General features: G+C 74.0%; 20 protein-coding genes and 1 riboswitch. Of the genes, 8 read left to right on the top strand and 12 right to left on the bottom strand.

Annotated elements, in window-relative coordinates:
• Positions 1-559: 559 nt before the first annotated feature.
• The gene (locus ACF09J_RS02895; protein ID WP_392303582.1) at positions 560-1,567 is read left to right on the top strand and encodes a CopD family protein; all 1,008 of its coding nucleotides are present in this window, start codon (positions 560-562) and stop codon (positions 1,565-1,567) included.
• Between the two features lie 18 nt (positions 1,568-1,585).
• Here ACF09J_RS02895 and ACF09J_RS02890 read toward each other — a convergent pair whose 3' ends face one another.
• A complete protein-coding gene (locus ACF09J_RS02890) occupies positions 1,586-2,296 on the bottom strand; it encodes a VIT family protein (RefSeq protein ID WP_392303581.1) in 711 nt (236 codons plus the stop codon).
• Between the two features lie 152 nt (positions 2,297-2,448).
• Between ACF09J_RS02890 and ACF09J_RS02885 the strand changes: the two genes are divergently transcribed.
• The 4 genes from ACF09J_RS02885 to ACF09J_RS02870 all read left to right on the top strand — a co-directional run bounded on the left by ACF09J_RS02885 (position 2,449) and on the right by ACF09J_RS02870 (position 5,401).
• Positions 2,449-3,435, top strand: a complete 987-nt coding sequence (locus ACF09J_RS02885) for a DEDDh family exonuclease (RefSeq protein WP_392303580.1) — start codon at positions 2,449-2,451, stop codon at positions 3,433-3,435.
• Positions 3,436-3,513: 78 nt separating this feature from the next.
• On the top strand, positions 3,514-3,747 hold the full coding sequence (locus ACF09J_RS02880; RefSeq protein ID WP_392303579.1) for a hypothetical protein: 234 nt from the start codon (positions 3,514-3,516) through the stop codon (positions 3,745-3,747).
• A 49-nt stretch (positions 3,748-3,796) separates the two neighbouring features.
• Entirely contained in the window at positions 3,797-4,588 is a 792-nt protein-coding gene (locus tag ACF09J_RS02875; RefSeq protein WP_392303578.1) for an SURF1 family protein, read from the top strand.
• A gap of 57 nt (positions 4,589-4,645) precedes the next feature.
• On the top strand, positions 4,646-5,401 hold the full coding sequence (locus tag ACF09J_RS02870; protein WP_392303577.1) for an SDR family oxidoreductase: 756 nt from the start codon (positions 4,646-4,648) through the stop codon (positions 5,399-5,401).
• 31 nt (positions 5,402-5,432) lie between these two features.
• On the opposite strand, the gene amaP is transcribed toward ACF09J_RS02870, so the two are convergent.
• The 8 genes from amaP to ACF09J_RS02830 form a co-directional block, all read right to left on the bottom strand.
• Positions 5,433-6,011, bottom strand: coding sequence for an alkaline shock response membrane anchor protein AmaP (amaP, locus tag ACF09J_RS02865; protein ID WP_392303576.1), 579 nt, complete (start codon positions 6,009-6,011; stop codon positions 5,433-5,435).
• A gap of 4 nt (positions 6,012-6,015) precedes the next feature.
• Positions 6,016-6,687 (bottom strand): DUF6286 domain-containing protein, encoded by a 672-nt coding sequence (locus tag ACF09J_RS02860; protein WP_392303575.1) that lies wholly within the window; start codon positions 6,685-6,687, stop codon positions 6,016-6,018.
• The gene (locus ACF09J_RS02855; protein ID WP_392303574.1) at positions 6,684-7,058 is read right to left on the bottom strand and encodes a hypothetical protein; all 375 of its coding nucleotides are present in this window, start codon (positions 7,056-7,058) and stop codon (positions 6,684-6,686) included. Before ACF09J_RS02855 ends, ACF09J_RS02860 begins: the two co-directional genes overlap by 4 nt.
• Positions 7,059-7,064: 6 nt before the next feature.
• Positions 7,065-7,247 (bottom strand): hypothetical protein, encoded by a 183-nt coding sequence (locus ACF09J_RS02850; protein WP_392303573.1) that lies wholly within the window; start codon positions 7,245-7,247, stop codon positions 7,065-7,067.
• Between the two features lie 87 nt (positions 7,248-7,334).
• A complete protein-coding gene (locus ACF09J_RS02845; protein WP_392303572.1) occupies positions 7,335-7,826 on the bottom strand; it encodes an Asp23/Gls24 family envelope stress response protein in 492 nt (163 codons plus the stop codon).
• Positions 7,827-7,905: 79 nt separating this feature from the next.
• Positions 7,906-8,709 (bottom strand): enoyl-CoA hydratase/isomerase family protein, encoded by an 804-nt coding sequence (locus ACF09J_RS02840; RefSeq protein WP_392303571.1) that lies wholly within the window; start codon positions 8,707-8,709, stop codon positions 7,906-7,908.
• Between the two features lie 130 nt (positions 8,710-8,839).
• Entirely contained in the window at positions 8,840-9,061 is a 222-nt protein-coding gene (locus tag ACF09J_RS02835) for a helix-turn-helix domain-containing protein (RefSeq protein WP_029385158.1), read from the bottom strand.
• Between the two features lie 335 nt (positions 9,062-9,396).
• Positions 9,397-10,995 (bottom strand): ABC-F family ATP-binding cassette domain-containing protein, encoded by a 1,599-nt coding sequence (locus ACF09J_RS02830; protein ID WP_392303570.1) that lies wholly within the window; start codon positions 10,993-10,995, stop codon positions 9,397-9,399.
• Between the two features lie 243 nt (positions 10,996-11,238).
• Here ACF09J_RS02830 and ACF09J_RS02825 point away from each other — a divergent pair, with 243 nt between their 5' ends.
• Entirely contained in the window at positions 11,239-11,652 is a 414-nt protein-coding gene (locus ACF09J_RS02825) for a VOC family protein (protein ID WP_392303569.1), read from the top strand.
• A 29-nt stretch (positions 11,653-11,681) separates the two neighbouring features.
• Here ACF09J_RS02825 and ACF09J_RS02820 read toward each other — a convergent pair whose 3' ends face one another.
• The 3 genes from ACF09J_RS02820 to ACF09J_RS02810 form a co-directional block, all read right to left on the bottom strand.
• Positions 11,682-12,947: a hypothetical protein gene (locus ACF09J_RS02820; RefSeq protein ID WP_392303645.1), complete on the bottom strand. Its 1,266-nt coding sequence runs from the start codon at positions 12,945-12,947 to the stop codon at positions 11,682-11,684.
• 797 nt (positions 12,948-13,744) lie between these two features.
• Positions 13,745-14,872: an alpha/beta hydrolase gene (locus ACF09J_RS02815; RefSeq protein WP_392303568.1), complete on the bottom strand. Its 1,128-nt coding sequence runs from the start codon at positions 14,870-14,872 to the stop codon at positions 13,745-13,747.
• Positions 14,873-14,986: 114 nt separating this feature from the next.
• Complete coding sequence (locus ACF09J_RS02810; RefSeq protein ID WP_392303567.1) at positions 14,987-15,661, bottom strand: class II aldolase/adducin family protein; 675 nt, start codon at positions 15,659-15,661, stop codon at positions 14,987-14,989.
• Positions 15,662-15,815: 154 nt separating this feature from the next.
• On the opposite strand from ACF09J_RS02810, the gene ACF09J_RS02805 reads away from it, so the two are divergent.
• Both ACF09J_RS02805 and ACF09J_RS02800 read left to right on the top strand, forming a co-directional pair.
• Positions 15,816-17,078, top strand: coding sequence for an anion permease (locus ACF09J_RS02805; RefSeq protein ID WP_392303566.1), 1,263 nt, complete (start codon positions 15,816-15,818; stop codon positions 17,076-17,078).
• 32 nt (positions 17,079-17,110) lie between these two features.
• Entirely contained in the window at positions 17,111-17,335 is a 225-nt protein-coding gene (locus ACF09J_RS02800) for a hypothetical protein (protein ID WP_392303565.1), read from the top strand.
• A 174-nt stretch (positions 17,336-17,509) separates the two neighbouring features.
• Positions 17,510-17,654, top strand: a riboswitch (cobalamin riboswitch).
• Positions 17,655-17,738: the final 84 nt, after the last annotated feature.

The following is a 17,738-nucleotide window of genomic DNA, read 5'->3' as shown; positions in this document are numbered from 1 at the left end:
ACCAGCCACCCACGCCGCACCGGCCCGCCGCCCGCACCCACGCCCCGCCCGACTCGCCCCAGCCACCAGGGCCCTGAGGCACGGACGCCCCCCGCCGAACGTGACCGCGCCCGGCGACACGGGCGCGCGAACGCCGCGCGGGGTTCGGCGTCCGACCGCCCACCCACGGTCCGGCCCACCAGCCGGCAGAACCAGCCACCCACGCCGCACCGGCCCGCCGCCCGCACCCACGCCCCGCCCGACTCGCCCCAGCCACCAGGGCCCTGAGGCACGGACGCCCCCCGCTGAACGTGACCGCGCTCGGCGGGGGCTGGGCCCGCGCGGGTATGCCGTGCCCCGGGCGTGACGGGCATGGCGCGCGGGCCCGAGGGCACCTGACGGCGTGTGACGCCGGGGAGGTGGCCGCGCGAGGTCGTCCGGGACGGGCCGCGAAGCCTCCTGGGTGGGGCGCACGGTGCCGGCTGGGACGGCGCACGCCATGACGGCGTGGGCGGAATCGTGCTCCCCCACTTGGTCGTGCGCGCTTGCCCCTTTCGGGGTGGTTGGTGAGGATCCTTGGGTGACGCTCATACGACCGGCCGCCGGGACGGGGGAAGCGCGCGCGACCGGGCGGCGCGGAGCGACGGTCCGTGCCGTCGCCGTCCTCGTCCTGGTGGCGCTCGCCGCGCTCATACCCCTGCTGGGTCCGTCCGCCGCCCTGCACGGCACCGGAGAGGCGGCGGCACCCGGCGTCGGCGGCACAGCGGTCCTGCGGACGGTGCTGTTCGCGGCCCTCTGCGTCCCCGTGGGCGAGTTGTTCGTGAACCGGCTCGCCGACGGCGTACCCGGGGCCCCTGCCGGACGTCCGCGCAGCCGGGCCCTCTACGCGGCCACCGCCGGTTTCCTCGCCGCACTGGGCCTCGCCTCCGTGGTGGCCAACGGCAACCTGGTGCCGCACAGCCCCGCCGAGATCGACGTGGGCGGCCTGCACCGGACCCGCGACGGGGCATTGGCCCTGCTGGAGGTCAACGCGTTCCTCGTCACCGGCCTGTGCGCGCTCTCCCGGCGCCCGGCGACACAGTTGTGGCCGCTCACCGCGGTGGTCGTGGCCGAGGCCCTGCGCGCGCACCCCGGGACCGAGAGCACCCCGCTCGCCGGCTCCGCGCTGACCGTCGTGCACCTGGTCTGCGGCGCTCTATGGGTGGGCGGTCTGCTGCAGGTGCTGCGCACGCTGCGGCTGTGGCGCGGGACCGCGGCGGGCGCCGCCCTGCTCGGCCGCTACGCGCGCGTGGCGGCCGTCGCGCTCGCCGGGGTGACCACGACGGGTGTGTGCAGCACGCTGCGCCGGATGCCGGCGGACACGGTGCTGCACCAGCTCACGGCGACGGCCTACGGCCGCACCCTGCTCGCCAAGGCGGTCCTCGTGGCCGGTGTCGCCCTGCTCGCCCTGTGGGCCCGGACCCGGCTGCGCCGGGCACCCGACCCGCTGACCGCGTGCGCCCCCGCGCGGGCCGAGGTCGCCGCCCTCGCCGCGGTCGTCGCGGTGTCGGGACTGCTGACGGCGCTGCCCCTGCCGATCCGCTGGTGAGCGAACCCGCAGGGGACTTCAGACCCCCACCGCGCCGAGCAGGGTGCCCGCCACATAGGTCACCCCCATGGCCAGCGCCCCGCCGGCCACGTTCCGCAGCACCGCCCCGCCGGGCGCGGCCGCTCCCAGCCGGGCACTGCTCCAGCCGGTCAGCACGAGGGCGGCCAGGACGGACAGCACGGTGACGCCCAACCGCCAGGCCGCCGGCGGCAGCACGATCGCCAGCAGGGGAAGCAGCGCCCCCACCGTGAACGCCAGGAAGCTCGCCCCGGCCGCGTGCCACGGGTTGGTCAGCTCGTCGGGGTTGATGCCGAGCTCCACGCTCGCGTGCGCCCGCAGCGCGTCCCGCTCGGTGAGCTGCTCCGCCGCCTCCCTGGCCACGTCGTGCGAGAGCCCGCGCGCCCGGAGCAGATCGGTCAGCTCCCCCAGCTCCGCCTCGGGCTGCTCGCGCAGCTCACGTCGTTCCACGGCCAGCGCGGCCATCTCCGAGTCCCGCTGGGTCGACACCGACACGTACTCCCCCGCCGCCATCGACATCGATCCGGCGAGCAGACCGGCCAGGCCCGCGGTCAGCAGGGCCGGGCGGGAGTCCGTCGCACCGGCCACACCGACGACGAGTCCCGCGGTGGACACGATGCCGTCGTTGGCGCCGAGCACGGCCGCCCGCAGCCAGTTGAGCCGCGTGCCGAGCGCGCCGCCGTGCGGCTCGTCATGCGTTGGTTCCGTCACAGGACGGAGGATCGCACGGTTCATCCGTCCTGTCCCCGCGAGGTCCTGATGTCCCGTAAGGCACACCCGTGCTCCTCCCGGAGGCCGTTCGCCGGCTCCGCGGGACGCCCGGGGGGCCAGGCTGCCGGCCGCGGCCCGTATCCTCAGTGACCATGCTCGAAGACCGCACGCTCGCAGGGTTGCCCCCCACACCGTGGCCGGCCGCGTATCCGAAGGGATACGCGGTCGTTGACGTGGAGACCACCGGCCTGGCCCGCGACGACCGCATCATCTCCGCGGCGGTCTACCGGCTGGACGCGCGCGGCGAGGTCGAGGACCACTGGTACACGACGGTCAACCCCGAGCGTGACCCGGGCCCGGTGTGGATCCACGGGCTGACGAGCGAGGCCCTGGAGGGGGCGCCGCTGTTCGCCGACATCGCCGAGGAGTTCGCCGAGCGGCTGGCGGACCGGGTGCTCGTCGCGCACAACGCGGTGTTCGACTGGCAGATGATCGCACGGGAGTACGCGCGCGCGGAGCGCGAGGCTCCGGTGCGGCAGCGGCTGTGCACCATCGCGCTCGCCAAGGAGCTGGCGCTGCCCCTGCCCAACCACAAGCTGGAGTCGCTCGCGGCGCACTTCGGCGTCGTGCAGCAGCGCGCGCACCACGCGCTGGACGACGCGCGCGTGCTGGCCGAGGCCTTCCGGCCGAGCCTGCGGGCCGCGGCGGCGGGCGGGGTGCGGCTGCCGCTGCTGGAGTGCAGACCGCTGACGGAGTGGTCGGACCGGCCGGTGCCCCGGCAGCAGTCGGGCGGCTACGGCGGCTACCGCGCGGGCAGTTGGCGCCCCTCGCGCAAGCGGCCCGCGTGCCCGTACCCCAACCCGGGCCGCTACGAGGACGGCAGGCGCCTCAAACAGGGCATGCGGGTGGCCTTCTCCGGCGACACCTCCACCGAGCGCGAACTGCTGGAGGACCGGGCCACCGAGGCCGGGCTGCACGTGTCCGCCAGCCTGTCCCGGCTGACCAGCCTGCTGGTCACGAACGACCCGGACTCGGGCACGTCGAAGGTGGTCAAAGCCCGCCAGTACGGCACTCCGGTGGTGGACGAGGCGGCGTTCGGGCAGTTGCTCAGGGACGTGGAACCGGCGGAGAGCCGCTGACGGGCGTACGGGTGATTGCCGGGCGACTCGCCCACGGTCCGCTCGCCCGCGCCGCGGCCACGGCTCACCCTGTGGCGCATGGCGAGATGTGAAGTATGCGGCAATGACTACGGAATGACCTTCGAGGTGCACGCCCAGGGCTCGGTGCACGTCTTCGACTGCTTCGCCTGCGCGATCCACCGCATGGCACCGATCTGCGAGCACTGCCGTGTCCAGATCATCGGTCAGGGCGTCGAGGTCGACGGGCACTGGTACTGCGGCGCGCACTGCGCCCGCGCCGAGGGGAGGGCCGGAATCGTCGACCGCGTTTGAGGACACCCCTGCCGAAAACACCCCACGGCCGCGGAGGTACCGTCGTGGGGTGTACCGCTTCCTGTTGACCCGCCAGTGGGTGATCCTCACCATCCTCGCGATCGCGCTGATCCCGACGATGATCCGGCTGGGTTTCTGGCAGTTGCACCGCCATGAGCACAAGGTCGCGCTGAACCAGGTCATCACCGAGTCGCTGGCCGCGCGGCCGGTGCCGGCCGAGTCGCTGACCTCGCCCGGCACCACGGTGAACCAGGCCGACCTGTACCACAGGGTCACCGCCAAGGGGCACTTCGACACCGCGGACGAGGAGGTCGTGCGCCGCCGCACCAACGCCGACGGCGACATCGGCTACCACGTGCTGACCCCCTTCGTCCTCGACGACGGCAAGGTCCTCCTGGTCAACCGGGGCTGGGTCCCCACGGACGCCTCGCAGACGGCGTTCCCGGAGATCCCGGCGCCCCCGCGCGGAGAGATCACCGTCACCGGCCGGCTGATGCCCGACGAGACGACCGCGGCGAGCGGCATCAAGGACGTCAAGGGCCTGCCCGACCGCCAGGTGATGCTGATCAGCAGCACGCAGCAGGCCGAGCGGCTGGGGAAGCAGGTCCTCGGCGGCTACATCCAGCTGACCTCGCCCGCGCCGCGGGGCGGCAGCCCGCAGCTGCTGCCCGACCCGGAGCACAGCGACATCGGCCCGCACCTGGCGTACGCCATCCAGTGGTGGCTGTTCACGGCGGGCGTCCCGGTCGGCTGGGTGGTCCTGCTGCGCCGCGAGGCGCGTGAGCGCGCGCAGGCGGCGGCGAAGGAAGCGGCGCCGGAGGCGGAGCCCGCCGCCGTGTAGCGGGGACGTCCCCGCCGGCCTCGCCCCGTGCCGGAGCGACCGGGCAGGATGGGGGCCATGGATCTTGGACTGAAGGACCGGGTGTACGTCGTCACCGGCTCCACGCGGGGACTGGGCAACGCCACCGCGCGCGAGCTGGTCGCCGACGGCGCGAAGGTGGTCGTCACCGGGCGGGACGGCGAACGGGTCGCCGCCGCGGCGGCCGAGCTGGGGCCGAATGCCGTCGGGGTGGCCGTGGACAACGCGGACGCCGACGCGCCGGCGCGGCTGATCGCGGCGGCGCGGGAGCACTTCGGCGGCTTCCACGGCGTGCTCGTGAGCGTCGGCGGACCGCCGGCGGGCTTCGTGGCCGACAACACCGACGAACAGTGGCAGGCCGCGTTCGAGTCGGTGTTCCTCGGCGCGGTGCGGCTCGCCCGCGCGGCGGCGGCCGAGCTGGAGCCGGGCGGGGTCGTCGGGTTCGTGCTGTCCGGATCGGTGTACGAGCCGATCCCCGGGCTGACCATCTCCAACGGGCTGCGGCCGGGCCTGGCCGGGTTCGCCAAGTCCCTCGCGGACGAGCTGGGCCCGCGGGGCATCCGGGTCGTGGGTGTGCTGCCGGGCCGTATCGACACGGACCGCGTGCGCGAGCTGGACGCGCTGTCCGCGGACCCGGAGGCGACACGGACCGCCGCCGAGTCGCGGGTGCCGCTGCGCAGGTACGGCACACCGGAGGAGTTCGGCCGGGCGGCCGCGTTCCTGCTGTCGCCCGCGGCGTCCTACGTCACCGGTGTGATGCTGCCCGTGGACGGCGGAGCCCGGCACGGTTTCTGAGCGCGGCACGACACCGGGGCCCGCTCCGGGGTCAGCTCACTCGTTCCGCGCGGTGCCCGACCGCCCGCAGCCGCACCTCCGCCGGAAGGGCGGCGAGGCGGGCGGAGGCGCGGGCGTGGCTGAGGGCATGGCCGGTGAGGTGGTCCAGGGCCGTTCCCGGGTTCACGTGGGGTTCCAGCAGGAGCTGCACCTGGGTCCTGGGGGCGCCGCGGCGGCCGGTCAGACGGACCCGGGCGCGGGCGACACCGTCCGGCTGCTCGGCGTCCGCGGCCAGGACGTCCTCCAGGGCCCGGCCCCGGAGCAGGGCCGTCTCGCCGTCCCCGGTGTCGACGATCACCTCGCCGAGCCGCCGCCGGCGCACCACCGCGGCCAGCCACCACAGGGCCAGCAGCACCAGGACGGCCAGGGCGGCGAGGACGGCGGGCCACCACCAGCCGGCCTCCCGCCACCGCGTCCGCTCCGCGGCGCTCAGCAGGACCTCGTGCCGGCCGCGGTGGATCCACCACGAGGGCGGCCGTACGCCCGTCCCCACGGCGAGCACCGACCCGCCCACCACCAGCAGCACGAGACCGACGAGACCGGTCAGCACCCGGTTGACGATCCTGAGCATGTCCTCACCCCTTCCGCCCGGGCCGTGCGACCCGCACCGACAGGGCGGGCGGCCGGGTCAGGCCCAGCCCCGCGACCGCCTCGGCGAGCACGGTGTCCAGATCGGCGCGCACCTCCTCCAGTGCCCGGAAGTGCGCGACCGCGCGGACGTCGGCCCTGCGGCGGCGCAGCCGTACGCGTGCCGAGCGCACCCCGGCGATCTCCATGGCCCGGTCGCGCAGCACCAGCGCTGCGGCGTCCCGGTGGAGCCCGGCCCGTACGTCGGGATGGCCGCGCCGCATGGGCAGCAGGCGGCGCAGTCCCGGAGTGGCCGCCAGTACGAGCAGCCACAGGCCGAGGACCGCAGTGACGCCCGCGCCGACGAGGACCCAGGTGTCGTCCAGCGGCCGTGCGGCCAGTTGCCGGGCCAGTTCCCGGCGCCAGCGCAGTCCGGGCCGGCCGGCGCGGACGGCCGCGATGTCGTACAGGAAGGCGCCCGCGGCGATCAGGAGCAGCAGGGCGACGATGCCCGCGGGCACCCGCCGCACCGACCAGAACCGGCCGCCGCGGCCGTCCGCGCCGTCCTGGACGGGCGGGGAGCCGTCGGTGTCGGGGGCGGCGGGCCACCCGAGTGTGTCGTCCTTCTCGATGACCGGCAGGCGTTGTGTGGTGCCCTCGGAGCCCTGGGGCTCGCTCATCGCGTCCTCCCCTGTGCCGTGCCGTACGCGGGTGCCAGGTGCAGCCGTTCCACCCGGACCGCGACCTCCGGCACCTGCATTCCCACCAACGCGCCTACCCGCTCGACCACTTGGCGACGCACCGCACCGCAGCAGGCGCCGATGTCGCTCGGGTAGGGGAGGTCGAGGACGATCCGGACGCGGGCGACGTCGTGGCGCACCACCACCGTGGCCTGCGGTGGCGCGGCGTCCGGCGGCAGGGCGCCGAGCGCCTCGCGGGCCGCGCGGGCCGCGATCTTGGCGACGACGCGGTCGTCGATGGTCGTCGCGCCGCGCTCGCCGGGCAGCAGGTCGACCGGGGTGGCGCCCGGCCCGCCGTTCCCACCGTTCACCGCGGATCACCTCCGGCGGTCGCGGGGGCGGAAGAAGTCACCGAGTTCCAGGTCCCCCTCCAGGAACCGGCCGACGACGAAGCCGACGGCGCCCAGCGCCGCCACCAGCAGGAAGGCTGGGAAGCCGCCGAAGTACCCGGCGAAGCCCAGCGCCATACCGGCGATCATGCCGGCCACGGCCATGCTCATTGCGCGCTCCTCAACTCCTCGGCCGTCGCCGGGCCGTCCTCAGGTCGCCCCCGTCATCGGTCCCTCGCCACCGTGGTGGCGAGTGGGTCACTGGATGCGCGGCTCGATCTCCTCCTCCTCTTCCTCCGGCAACTGCACATCGCTGACGGCGATGTTGACCTCGACGACCTCAAGACCGGTCATCCGCTCCACCGACGCGATGACGTTCTCCCGGACCGCCCGCGCCACGTCGGTGATCGACACGCCGTAGTCGACGACGATCTCCAGGTCGAGCGCGGTCTGTACCTCGCCGACCTCGGCCTTCACCCCCCGGGTCACGGACTTCGCGCCGCCCGGGACACGGTCGCGCACGGCCCCGAAGGTCCGGGAGAACCCGCTGCCCATGGCGCTGACCCCGACCACGTCGCGCGCGGCCATCCCGGCGATCTTCTCCACGACCCCGTCGGCGATGGTGGTCCGCCCCCGGGTGGCGGGGTCTCCCAGTCCGCGCCGGGTCGCCTGCGCCCTGCGGGTCGCGGTGGTCTCCGGAACCTCGGGCTCGCCCTCGGGGGCCCTCGTCCGGTCCTGTTCCATGGCCATCGCCGTACGTCCTTTCGGTCGCCGTCCCGAACCACGGTAGGCGGAGGGGCAGGATCGCGCGCCCGGTGCGGCGCCACCGTCAGTCGCCCGTGCCGGCGAGGTCGCGCAGGCGCCGGGCCTGCGCCTCGCGTTCGGCGGCGCGCTGCTCCTCGTACGACCGTTCCCGGGCACCGCGCAGCAGCGCCTTGGTCTCGACCACGGCGTCGCGGGGCGCCGCCAGGAGCGCCGCGGCCAGGTCCCGTACGGTCGCGTCGAGCTGGTCCGCGGGCACGGCGAGGTTCGCCAGCCCGGTGTTCACCGCCTCGGCGGCGCCCACGTACCGGCCGGTGAGGCAGATCTCCAGCGCGCGGGCATGGCCGACGAGCCCCACCAGCGGATGCGTGCCGGCGAGGTCCGGGACCAGTCCGAGACTGGTCTCGCGCATGGCGAACTGCACGTCGTCCGCGACGACGCGCAGATCACAGGCCAGTGCGAGCTGGAAGCCCGCCCCGATGGCGTGGCCCTGGACCGCGGCGACGGACACGATGTCGTTGCGCCGCCACCAGGTGAACGCCTCCTGGTACTCGGCGATGGTCGCGTCCAGCTCGGCGTCGGAACCGCGCGCCAGGTCGAGGAACGACGGCTCGCCGTCGAACCCCTCGGGCGTGAACGCCTGCCGGTCGAGCCCCGCGGAGAAGGACTTGCCCTCACCGCGCAGCAGCACGACGCGGACGGAGCCCGGCAGCAGCCGGCCTGCCTCGGTCAGCGCCCGCCACAGAGCCGGGCTCTGCGCGTTGCGCTTGGCCGGGTTGGTCAGCGTCACCGTGGCGATCGAGTCGTCGACGGTGAGCCGTACGCCGTCCTTGTCGAGTACCGGGTCGAGGTCGTGCTCGGGCGGGACCATCGTGCGCCTCCGACGGGTGCGGTCATCATGGATGCCCTGCGGCATCATAAGTGACTGCACAGTAACCACCCGGCCGATCGGAGAACCGACCGGGTGGTCACCATCGAAAGCCGATGGGCCGCCCGCCGTTTCAGGCCGACGGGGCCTTCTTGCCCCGCGTCGCCCCGCCACGCCCACGGAGCGTGACACCCGACTCGCTGAGCATCCGATGAACGAAGCCATACGAGCGGCCGGTTTCCTCGGCCAACGCCCGAATGCTCGCACCGGCGTCGTACTTCTTCTTCAGGTCTGCCGCGAGCTTGTCGCGCGCGGCGCCGGTCACCCGGCTGCCCTTCTTCAGAGTCTCGGCCACCCGTGCCTCCTCATGGGAAGTGCGCTCTGGTCCCCTCATGATCACCCCTCCGGGGCCCGATGGCCACCCATTCGGCAAGGTCCGTGAGACCCACCCGTGACGACAGGAGCACATCCCCACAAGCGGAATTCGTCATTCCGCGCCTCGGCGTCCGTACCGCCGATCGGGTTCTTCCGCGAAGTACCTGGTCAGCGACGCACGACGGCCGAGCCCTTGGCACATAAGGGCTCGGCCGGTAAATCGGTGGAGGACACACCTCGATACGAGGAGATCTCACACAGATGGTGGATCACCAATGGGCCGAATGATCCATACGCCGTTGATCGCCTGTTCGGTCAAGCGAGGGCGACGAGGTCCGCGTAGTCCGCGCCCCACAGGTCCTCGACGCCGTCGGGCAGCAGGATGATCCGCTCCGGTTGCAGCGCCTCGACCGCGCCCTCGTCGTGCGTGACGAGGACGACGGCCCCCTTGTAGGTGCGCAGCGCGCCGAGGATCTCCTCGCGGCTGGCCGGGTCGAGGTTGTTGGTGGGCTCGTCGAGCAGCAGGACGTTGGCGGAGGAGACGACCAGGGTCGCCAGTGCCAGGCGGGTCTTCTCGCCGCCGGAGAGGACCCCGGCCGGCTTGTCGACGTCGTCGCCGGAGAACAGGAACGAGCCCAGCACCTTGCGGACCTCGACGAGGTCCATGTCGGGAGCGGCCGAGCGCATGTTCTCCAGCACCGTGCGGTCCGGGTCCAGGGTCTCGTGCTCCTGGGCGTAGTAGCCGAGCTTGAGGCCGTGGCCCTCGACGACCCGGCCGGTGTCGGGCTGCTCCACCCCGCCCAGCAGGCGCAGCAGCGTGGTCTTGCCCGCGCCGTTCAGGCCGAGGATGACGACGCGGGAGCCCTTGTCGATGGCCAGGTCGACGTCGGTGAAGATCTCCAGGGAGCCGTACGACTTCGACAGGCCCTCGGCGGTCAGCGGCGTCCTGCCGCAGGGCGCCGGATCCGGGAAGCGGAGCTTGGCGACCTTGTCGGACTGGCGGACCGCCTCCAGGCCGCTGAGCAGCTTGTCCGCGCGGCGGGCCATGTTCTGCGCGGCGACCGTCTTGGTGGCCTTGGCGCGCATCTTGTCGGCCTGCGCGTTGAGCGCGGCGGCCTTCTTCTCGGCGTTGGCCCGCTCCCGCTTGCGGCGCTTCTCGTCGGCCTCGCGCTGCTGCTGGTAGAGCTTCCAGCCCATGTTGTAGACGTCGATCTGGGCTCGGTTGGCGTCCAGGTAGAACACCTTGTTGACGACCGTCTCGACCAGGTCGACGTCGTGGGAGATGACGATGAAGCCGCCGCGGTAGGTCTTCAGGTAGTCGCGCAGCCAGATGATCGAGTCGGCGTCGAGGTGGTTGGTGGGCTCGTCGAGGAGCAGGGTGTCGGCGTCGGAGAACAGGATCCGGGCCAGCTCGATGCGGCGGCGCTGACCGCCGGAGAGGGTGTGCAGGGGCTGGCCGAGCACCCGGTCGGGCAGGTTGAGCGCGGCGGCGATGGTGGCGGCCTCGGCCTCGGCGGCGTACCCGCCCTTGGTGAGGAACTCGGTCTCCTGGCGCTCGTACTGCTTGAGCGCCTTCTCGCGGGTGGAGCCCTTGCCGGTGGCGATGCGCTGCTCGTTGTCGCGCATCTTGCGGATCAGGGTGTCCAAGCCGCGCGCGGACAGGACGCGGTCGCGGGCGAGCACGTCGAGGTCGCCGGTGCGGGGGTCCTGCGGGAGGTAGCCGACCTCACCGGACCGGGTGACGGTGCCTGCGGCGGGGATGCCCTCGCCGGCCAGGACCTTGGTGAGGGTGGTCTTGCCGGCGCCGTTGCGGCCGACCAGGCCGATGCGGTCGCCCTTGGCGACGCGGAAGGTGGCGGACTCGATGAGGACGCGGGCACCGGCGCGCAGCTCGATGCCGGAGGCGGAGATCACGGACAGACTCCAGGGCTGGGGTGCCCCCTGCTCGCAGAGCTCGGGGGAGGGGAGGCGGGTGGGCGGCTGAGGACGTACCCGCCGTCTAATGCACGAGGAGAATGGCCATGCGGGACATTCTAACGGGGCTGGGCAAGCGCTTTTCCGGGTGTGTTCGCGCCGGGGCGTTGTCAGTGGCCGGTGCCAGACTGGGCGGCGCACCGGACTCCTCGGTGCGAACCGACTCACAAGGAAGTGATCGGCATGGCGGACACGGCCGGCGAACGCCCGAGCATCTACCCGACGCTGCTGTACGCGGACGCCAAGGCGGCCGTCAAGCAGCTGACGGAGGCGTTCGGCTTCACGGAGCTCGCGGTGTACGAGGGTGAGGACGGCCTCGTGCACCACGCCGAGCTGGTGCAGGGCAACGGGGCGGTGATGCTGGGCTCGAGGGGCCGCGGCGGCCGCTTCGACGAGGCGATGCGCGGCGCGGGCCCCGCGGGGGTGTACGTCGTGGTGGACGACGTGGACGCCCACCACCGGCGCGCTGCGGACCACGGCGCGGAGATTCTGATGCCCCCGACCGACCAGGACTACGGCTCCCGCGACTACATGGCCCGGGACGTCGAGGGCAACATCTGGAGCTTCGGCACGTACGCACCCCGCGTCGAGGGCTGACCGCTGCGGCTCCGGTGCCCGGACAGGTACTAGTTTCCTCCGGTGTGGACCTGGAACGCCGCCCGGCGCAGCGCCTTGGCCAGCGCCGGGTCGGGATGCGCGGCGGCGAGCGCGACCAGCACCTGCACGGTGCGGGGGTGGCCCACGGTGCGCACCTCGTCGAGCAGCATCGGGACGGTGGGCTGCACCGCGGCCTCCAGGTGCCGTACGAGCATCGAGGCCTCGCCGTGGTCGGTGACCGCGGCGGCGGTGTCGACCCACAGCCAGGTGGCCTCCTCGCGGGTGAGCACCTCGTGGGCGTCCTCGGCGTCGACGCCGTCGTGCTCGGCGAGCCACAGCAGGGCGTACGGCCTGAGCGCCGGCTCGTCGAGCACGGCGCGCACGTCGGGCTCGGCGGGCGCGCCGACGACCCGCAGCGCCTCGAAGGCGAGGCCGCGCAGCAGGGCGTCCTCGCCGCGGGCGGCGCCGAGCAGTTCGGTGACGGCGCTGCCGACGGGCCGGGCGGCGAGCCAGGCCCGGTACTCGGCCCGGGCCGCGTTGGGCCGCAGTTGGGCGCAGCCGCGGAGCATGTCCTCGGCCGACTGCTCGATGTTCCCGGCGGGGCTCTGCGCGGCGACGCAGATCTGCTCCAGCTTCACCCACACCGCCCAGCTCCCGAGCGGGGTGAGCGTGGCCTGCCCGTCCCCGACGGTCAGCGCCCCCACCGCGGCGAGCGCCCGCAGGGCCCAGCCGAGCAGCGGCGCGAGTGAGTCGCCCTCGACGCCGGGCCCCTGGACCTGCGTCCCGGACGCGTGCGCCGTCGCGACCACCGCGCTGTCGGCGCCGGAGTCGGCGAGGGGCGGGGTGGCGGGGGCCACGCGGAGGACGGCCTCGGCTGCGGGCCCCGTGGCCGCGTCCGGGGACGCGGACGTCTCGGGCGTGGCAGCGTCATCGGGGCCGGAGACGGCGGTGGCCACCCGGAGTCCGCTCCCCCGGCCGGCTACGGCGCCAAGCGCGACGGCGGGCCGCGCGCCCTCCGGCACCGGGGCCGCCACGCCGCCGTCGGGGTCGGAGACGACGGCCGACCCGGCGGCAGGAGCCGCGCGGAGGCCGGCCTCCGAGGGGGGGACGGCGCCCAGCGCAGCGGCGGCGGACCCAGTGGCCCCGGGCGCGGCAGCGCCCTCGGGGCCGGCGACGGCGGCAGGGGCCGCGCGGAGGCCCGGCTCGCCGTCGGGGGCGGCGTCCGGCGCGGGGCCCGTGGCACCGGGTGGGGTGGGGTCCGGGGTGTAGGAGACCTCGCAGCGGTCGGTGCGCAGTTCTGTGACTCGCTGGCGGAGGAGGTCGAGGAGTTGGTCCACGGGGACGGGACCGGCGGAGAGCTGGAGGAAGGACAGGACCTGCGGCATGGCCGACACGACCTCGGCGACGGCGGCCGCCTCGTGACCCTCCGGCTCCGGGCAGGCGAGCGACCAGGCGTCGAAGAGGGCCACCCAGCCGCGCAGGACGGCGCTGTCGTCGCGGTTCCAGGCCCGCAGCCGCCAGCCGGGGCGGGCGTTGTCGCCGTGCACCTCGATGAGGCCGGAGAGCCGGGCGGTGTCCCAGTCGGCGCGGACCTGAGCGGCGGTCAGGCCCAGATCGGCGGCTGCCCGCTCGGTGGTCGCGTCGGAGAGCGTGGCCTTGTCGTCGGCGGTCGGCCCCCCGCGGCCGGGCCCGAGGGCGGCGTCCGCCCAGCGGGCGACGCGGGCCGCCCCGGACAGGAGGGAACGCGCCATTCTGGCCAGCTCCGCGGGTGCCGGAGTGCCCTCCGGGGGACGCGGGGCGGGGCGGCGCGGTTGCCGCTGGTTCACGGCTCTGGGGGCGGCGGCCAGGGGTCGTGGGCGGACGATGCGAAGCCTGGAGTCGCGCGGGATACGGGACGTCACGGGTGCAGTCTTCCGGTTGACGGTCCGAAAACCCAAACGGAATGTCACGGCGGGCGATGGAGAAGGCCAAGGGAAGGTCGCGGGGACGCCCGCAAGTCACCTTCCGGCCGGTTCCGCAAGGGTCCCCGGGACCTGGCCGTAGACCGGTCCCCGGTGGGTGACAGGGGGTGAAACGGAACCGTGCCGCCGCCTCACATCAGCGGCGTGAGGAAGCGCCGCAGGGCCTCCTCGTAGCCCTCGGGATCGGCGTTCCACATCGCGCCGTGCGGAGCGCCCGGCACCGTGTGCAGCGCGACCAGGTTGGGACGGCGGTCGGCGAGACGGCGGGAGAGCTGCCAGGGGGCCACCTGGTCGCCCGGGCCGTGGAAGATCAGCGTCGGCATCGTGAGCCCCTCCGGGTCCGTCGCCGCGGCCAGGCGGTCGCCGTACAGGCCGGTGCGCCCCTGCGCGGCGCGCACCGCCAGCGGCAGCAGCGGGCCCGGGGTGTGCCGCGCCCGGGCCAGGGCCCGCAGCGTCACCTCCCAGTTGAGCACCGGGGAGTCAAGGACCAGCCCGGTGATCCGGTCGCGCGTCGCCGAGCGGGTGGCGGCGCGCAGCGCCATCGTGGCGCCGGTGGACCAGCCGTGCAGAACGATCCGCTCGGCCCCGTACCGCACGGCGTAGCGGATCGCCGCGTCCAGGTCCCGCCACTCGGTCTCGCCGAGGTGGTTGAGGCCGTCCGGCGGGCGGGGCGCGCCGAGGTCGCCGCGGTAGGCGAGGACCAGCACGGGGAAGTGCCGGCGGTGCAGGAACCCCAGGATGTTCATGGGGAGTTCGCGGGTGCCGCCCAGGCCGTGCACCGCGATCACCCAGGTCTCGCGCACTCCGGGCACGAACCACGCGGGCAGGGGGCCGAGTTCGCCGGGTACGTCCACGTCGGCGTGTTCGATGCCGAGGGCGGTGCGCGGGTTGCCGACGTGCAGGTTCGGGGTGAGCCACACCTTGTCGCCGCGGTGCAGGACGCCGTGGGTGACGCGCTCGAGGCGGCGTACGACGGTGTCGGGCCGGTGCGGGGCGGTGGGCAGGACGGGGCCGACCACCGCGTGGGAGCCGTTGCCCGCCAGGCCGTAGGTCCCCGGGCGCAGGGAGGCCAGGTCCCGGGTGAGGCTGATCTGGCCGGCGGCGGTGCCGTGCACGGTGAGCCGGGGTTCGGTGGGCAGGGGCCGGCCCGGAAGCGCCTTGAGCGCGGCGTCGCTGGCCAGCCGGCCCGCGGCGACGCTCGCCGCGCCGGCCGCGAGGGCAGCGGTGACGGCCGCGGCCGTCGCTTTGACTGTGGGCACGGCTCCAGTGTCCTGGCGCACCCGGTCACCGGCCAGTGGGACGGAGGGTCGGGGTGACATGTCCGCGCGGGTTCCATGAAGAGCGGAGTTCATGCCGCCGCCGTCCGCACGCGGTTACGGTCCCTCGCCGTTCCCGGGCCCCGGCTGCCCGTACCCCCGCAGTCGCTCCCCCGCCTCCGCCAGTTGCTGCGGCGTCAGCAGAGCCGGGGTCAGGCCGGGGACGCCGGACGCGGCCAGCCACACCCGGCACATCCACTCCAGTTGGGCCGTGCGGTCGTAGGCCTGGTCGAGGGTGGCGCCGTAGGTGACGGTGCCGTGGTTGCGCAGCAGGCAGCCGGTGCGGCCGGCGAGGGCGCGGAGCATGTTCGCGGCCAGCTCCTCGGTGCCGTAGGGGGCGTACGGGGCCACCCGGACGGGACCGCCGAGCGCGCCCGCTATGTAGTGGATCAGCGGGAGCTCGGTGACGAGGGTCGATACGGCCGTCGCGTGGACGGCGTGGGTGTGGACGACGGCGCCCGCGTCGGTGCTGCGGTGGATCGCGAGGTGCATGGGCAGCTCGCTGGTCGGCACCAGGGTGCCGAGCACCTGCCGGCCGTCCAGGTCGACTCCGGTGACGTCGTCGTCCGTGAGCCGGTCGTAGGGGACGCCCGAGGGGGTGACCAGTACGGTGTCTCCCACGCGTACGGACACGTTGCCCGAGGTGCCGACGACCAGTCCGTCCGTCACCGTGCGACGGGCCGCCGCGACCAGCGCCTGCCAGGCGCGCGTCATCTCCCCGAGTTCGGTCATGTGCCGATCCTGCCAGGACGCCTTGCGCGAGGGACCGCGCCTTCCCGGCGAACCCCGGGAACGGACACCGCGATGACCGACTCAGTTCATCTTCTGTTCACTCGGGTTACCTACGTTCAACGCGCCAATGACGCTCGAACGATTGCCTGGGTAAATGGAAAGCTTCTCGCTGATCCTCGCGATGGTGGTGGTCACCGCACTCGCGTTCGATTTCACGAACGGTTTCCACGACACAGCGAACGCGATGGCCACGACCATCTCGACCGGTGCACTCAAGCCCAAGGTCGCGGTGGCCATGTCCGCCGTGCTGAACCTGGTGGGCGCCTTCCTGTCCGTGGAGGTCGCCAACACGATCTCCAAGGGTCTCGTCGACGAGAACGGCATCCGTCCCGAGGTCATCTTCGCCGCCCTGGTGGGCGCGATCCTCTGGAACCTGCTGACCTGGCTGGTCGGACTCCCCTCCAGTTCCTCGCACGCCCTCATGGGCGGTCTGATCGGCGCCACCATCGCCTCGGCCGGCTTCAGCGCCGTGCACGGCGGTGCCCTGGTCACCAAGGTCCTCATCCCCGCGGTCGCCGCCCCGGTCGTCGCCGGTCTGGCGGCACTGGTCTCGACCCGGCTGTCGTACGGCATCGGCAGCAAGTCGCGTTCGCACGGCAAGGCGGCCGAGAAGGGCCACCGCGCCGGACAGATCGCCTCCGCCGGCCTGGTCTCTCTGGCCCACGGCACCAACGACGCGCAGAAGACGATGGGCGTCATCACCCTCGCGCTGGTCGCCGGCGGCGCCCTCGCCCCCGGCTCCAACCCTCCCACCTGGGTCATCCTCTCCGCGGGCCTGGCCATCGCGCTCGGCACCTACATCGGCGGCTGGCGCATCATCCGCACCATGGGCAAGGGTCTGACCGACCTTCAGCCGCAGCAGGGCTTCGCCGCCCAGACCAGCGCGGCCACCGCCATCCTGGCCTCCTCCCACCTCGGCTTCTCCCTGTCCACCACGCACGTCGTCTCCGGTTCGGTGATGGGCGCGGGCCTGGGCCGCAAGGGCGGCGTGGTCCGCTGGTCCACCGCGACCCGCATGGCCGTCGCCTGGGCCCTCACCCTGCCCGCCGCGGCCCTGGTCGCGGCCGGCGCGGAGGCCGTGACGCGCCTTGGCGACTGGGGCACCGGGCTCGTCGCCGCGTTCCTGGTGGCCTCCAGCGCCGCGATCTGGAAGATCTCCCGCCGCGAGGTCGTCGACCACACCAACGTCAACGGCACCGAGGAGCCGGCCGGCGTGGTCACCCAGGCCATCGCCGCCGTCACCCCGCCCCCGGCCTCCCCGGTGACCGAGGACCTCACGGCCACGATCCCCACCCCGGCCTCCGCGCCCGCCGCCGACCCCGCGCCCGTGGCGACGCCGCCGGCCGCCGCCGTCTGAGCCGGCGTCCCGGCAGAAGGAAGAGAAGCAGCATGAATATCGACTGGGCGGCCCTCGGCTCCGTCTTCGGCGTCAGCCTCGCCGTCACGGTGGGCCTCGTGACCCTGTTCACCCTCGGCATCGCCGGACTCTCCCGCCGCGAGCGGGCCGTGGCCCAGGGCGACGGCGGCGGGGCCCTCGCGGTCACCGGCGCCTACGCCTGCTTCGCCGCGTGCGCCGCCGCCGTGGCCTACGGGATCTACCTGATCGTGGCCTGACCCGACCGGGACCCGGCAACCGGGTCCGATACCGGGCCCGTCCCCTCCCCTCACCCGTCCTTCCCGGACCGTCCCCGCGACGGCGCCCGGGAAGGGCGGGCTTTTGCCGTCCCGCGCGTCCCGCGGTGTGGGCCTCATCTCAGTAAGCCTGCGCAGGTCAACGGCAGGTTGACGGGTGTTCGCGGTGCGTGGTGGACTTCCGGGGCCAAGTACGGCGGCAGGAGAGGAAGTCCGGTGCGAATCCGGCACGGTCCCGCCACTGTGACCGGGGAAGAACGTCCCCGGGAGTCAGGAACTCTCACCGCCGGTCTCGTCGAACCAGGGCGTGGACACCCTGAGTGAGGACATATCGCCATGCGCGGCTGCCGACCGAGGTTCATCAGCGACTCACTGACCGACCGCA

The sequence above is a fragment of the Streptomyces sp. NPDC014889 genome (genome assembly GCF_043081205.1).
Classification (GTDB): Bacteria; Actinomycetota; Actinomycetes; order Streptomycetales; family Streptomycetaceae; genus Streptomyces.
Note: the sequence above shows the minus strand (reverse complement) of the source record. Positions and strands in the feature narration are given on the sequence as shown.

Excerpts from the sequence above, each read along its gene's own strand:
- ACF09J_RS02885 (WP_392303580.1), top strand. The coding sequence starts at position 2,449 with ATGCTCGAAGACCGCACGCTCGCAGGGTTGCCCCCCACACCGTGGCCG.
- ACF09J_RS02880 (WP_392303579.1), top strand. The coding sequence starts at position 3,514 with ATGGCGAGATGTGAAGTATGCGGCAATGACTACGGAATGACCTTCGAG.
- ACF09J_RS02870 (WP_392303577.1), top strand. The coding sequence starts at position 4,646 with ATGGATCTTGGACTGAAGGACCGGGTGTACGTCGTCACCGGCTCCACG.
- amaP (WP_392303576.1), bottom strand. The coding sequence starts at position 6,011 with ATGCTCAGGATCGTCAACCGGGTGCTGACCGGTCTCGTCGGTCTCGTG.
- ACF09J_RS02860 (WP_392303575.1), bottom strand. The coding sequence starts at position 6,687 with ATGAGCGAGCCCCAGGGCTCCGAGGGCACCACACAACGCCTGCCGGTC.
- ACF09J_RS02850 (WP_392303573.1), bottom strand. The coding sequence starts at position 7,247 with ATGAGCATGGCCGTGGCCGGCATGATCGCCGGTATGGCGCTGGGCTTC.
- ACF09J_RS02845 (WP_392303572.1), bottom strand. The coding sequence starts at position 7,826 with ATGGCCATGGAACAGGACCGGACGAGGGCCCCCGAGGGCGAGCCCGAG.
- ACF09J_RS02840 (WP_392303571.1), bottom strand. The coding sequence starts at position 8,709 with ATGGTCCCGCCCGAGCACGACCTCGACCCGGTACTCGACAAGGACGGC.
- ACF09J_RS02825 (WP_392303569.1), top strand. The coding sequence starts at position 11,239 with ATGGCGGACACGGCCGGCGAACGCCCGAGCATCTACCCGACGCTGCTG.
- ACF09J_RS02810 (WP_392303567.1), bottom strand. The coding sequence starts at position 15,661 with ATGACCGAACTCGGGGAGATGACGCGCGCCTGGCAGGCGCTGGTCGCG.
- ACF09J_RS02805 (WP_392303566.1), top strand. The coding sequence starts at position 15,816 with ATGGAAAGCTTCTCGCTGATCCTCGCGATGGTGGTGGTCACCGCACTC.
- ACF09J_RS02800 (WP_392303565.1), top strand. The coding sequence starts at position 17,111 with ATGAATATCGACTGGGCGGCCCTCGGCTCCGTCTTCGGCGTCAGCCTC.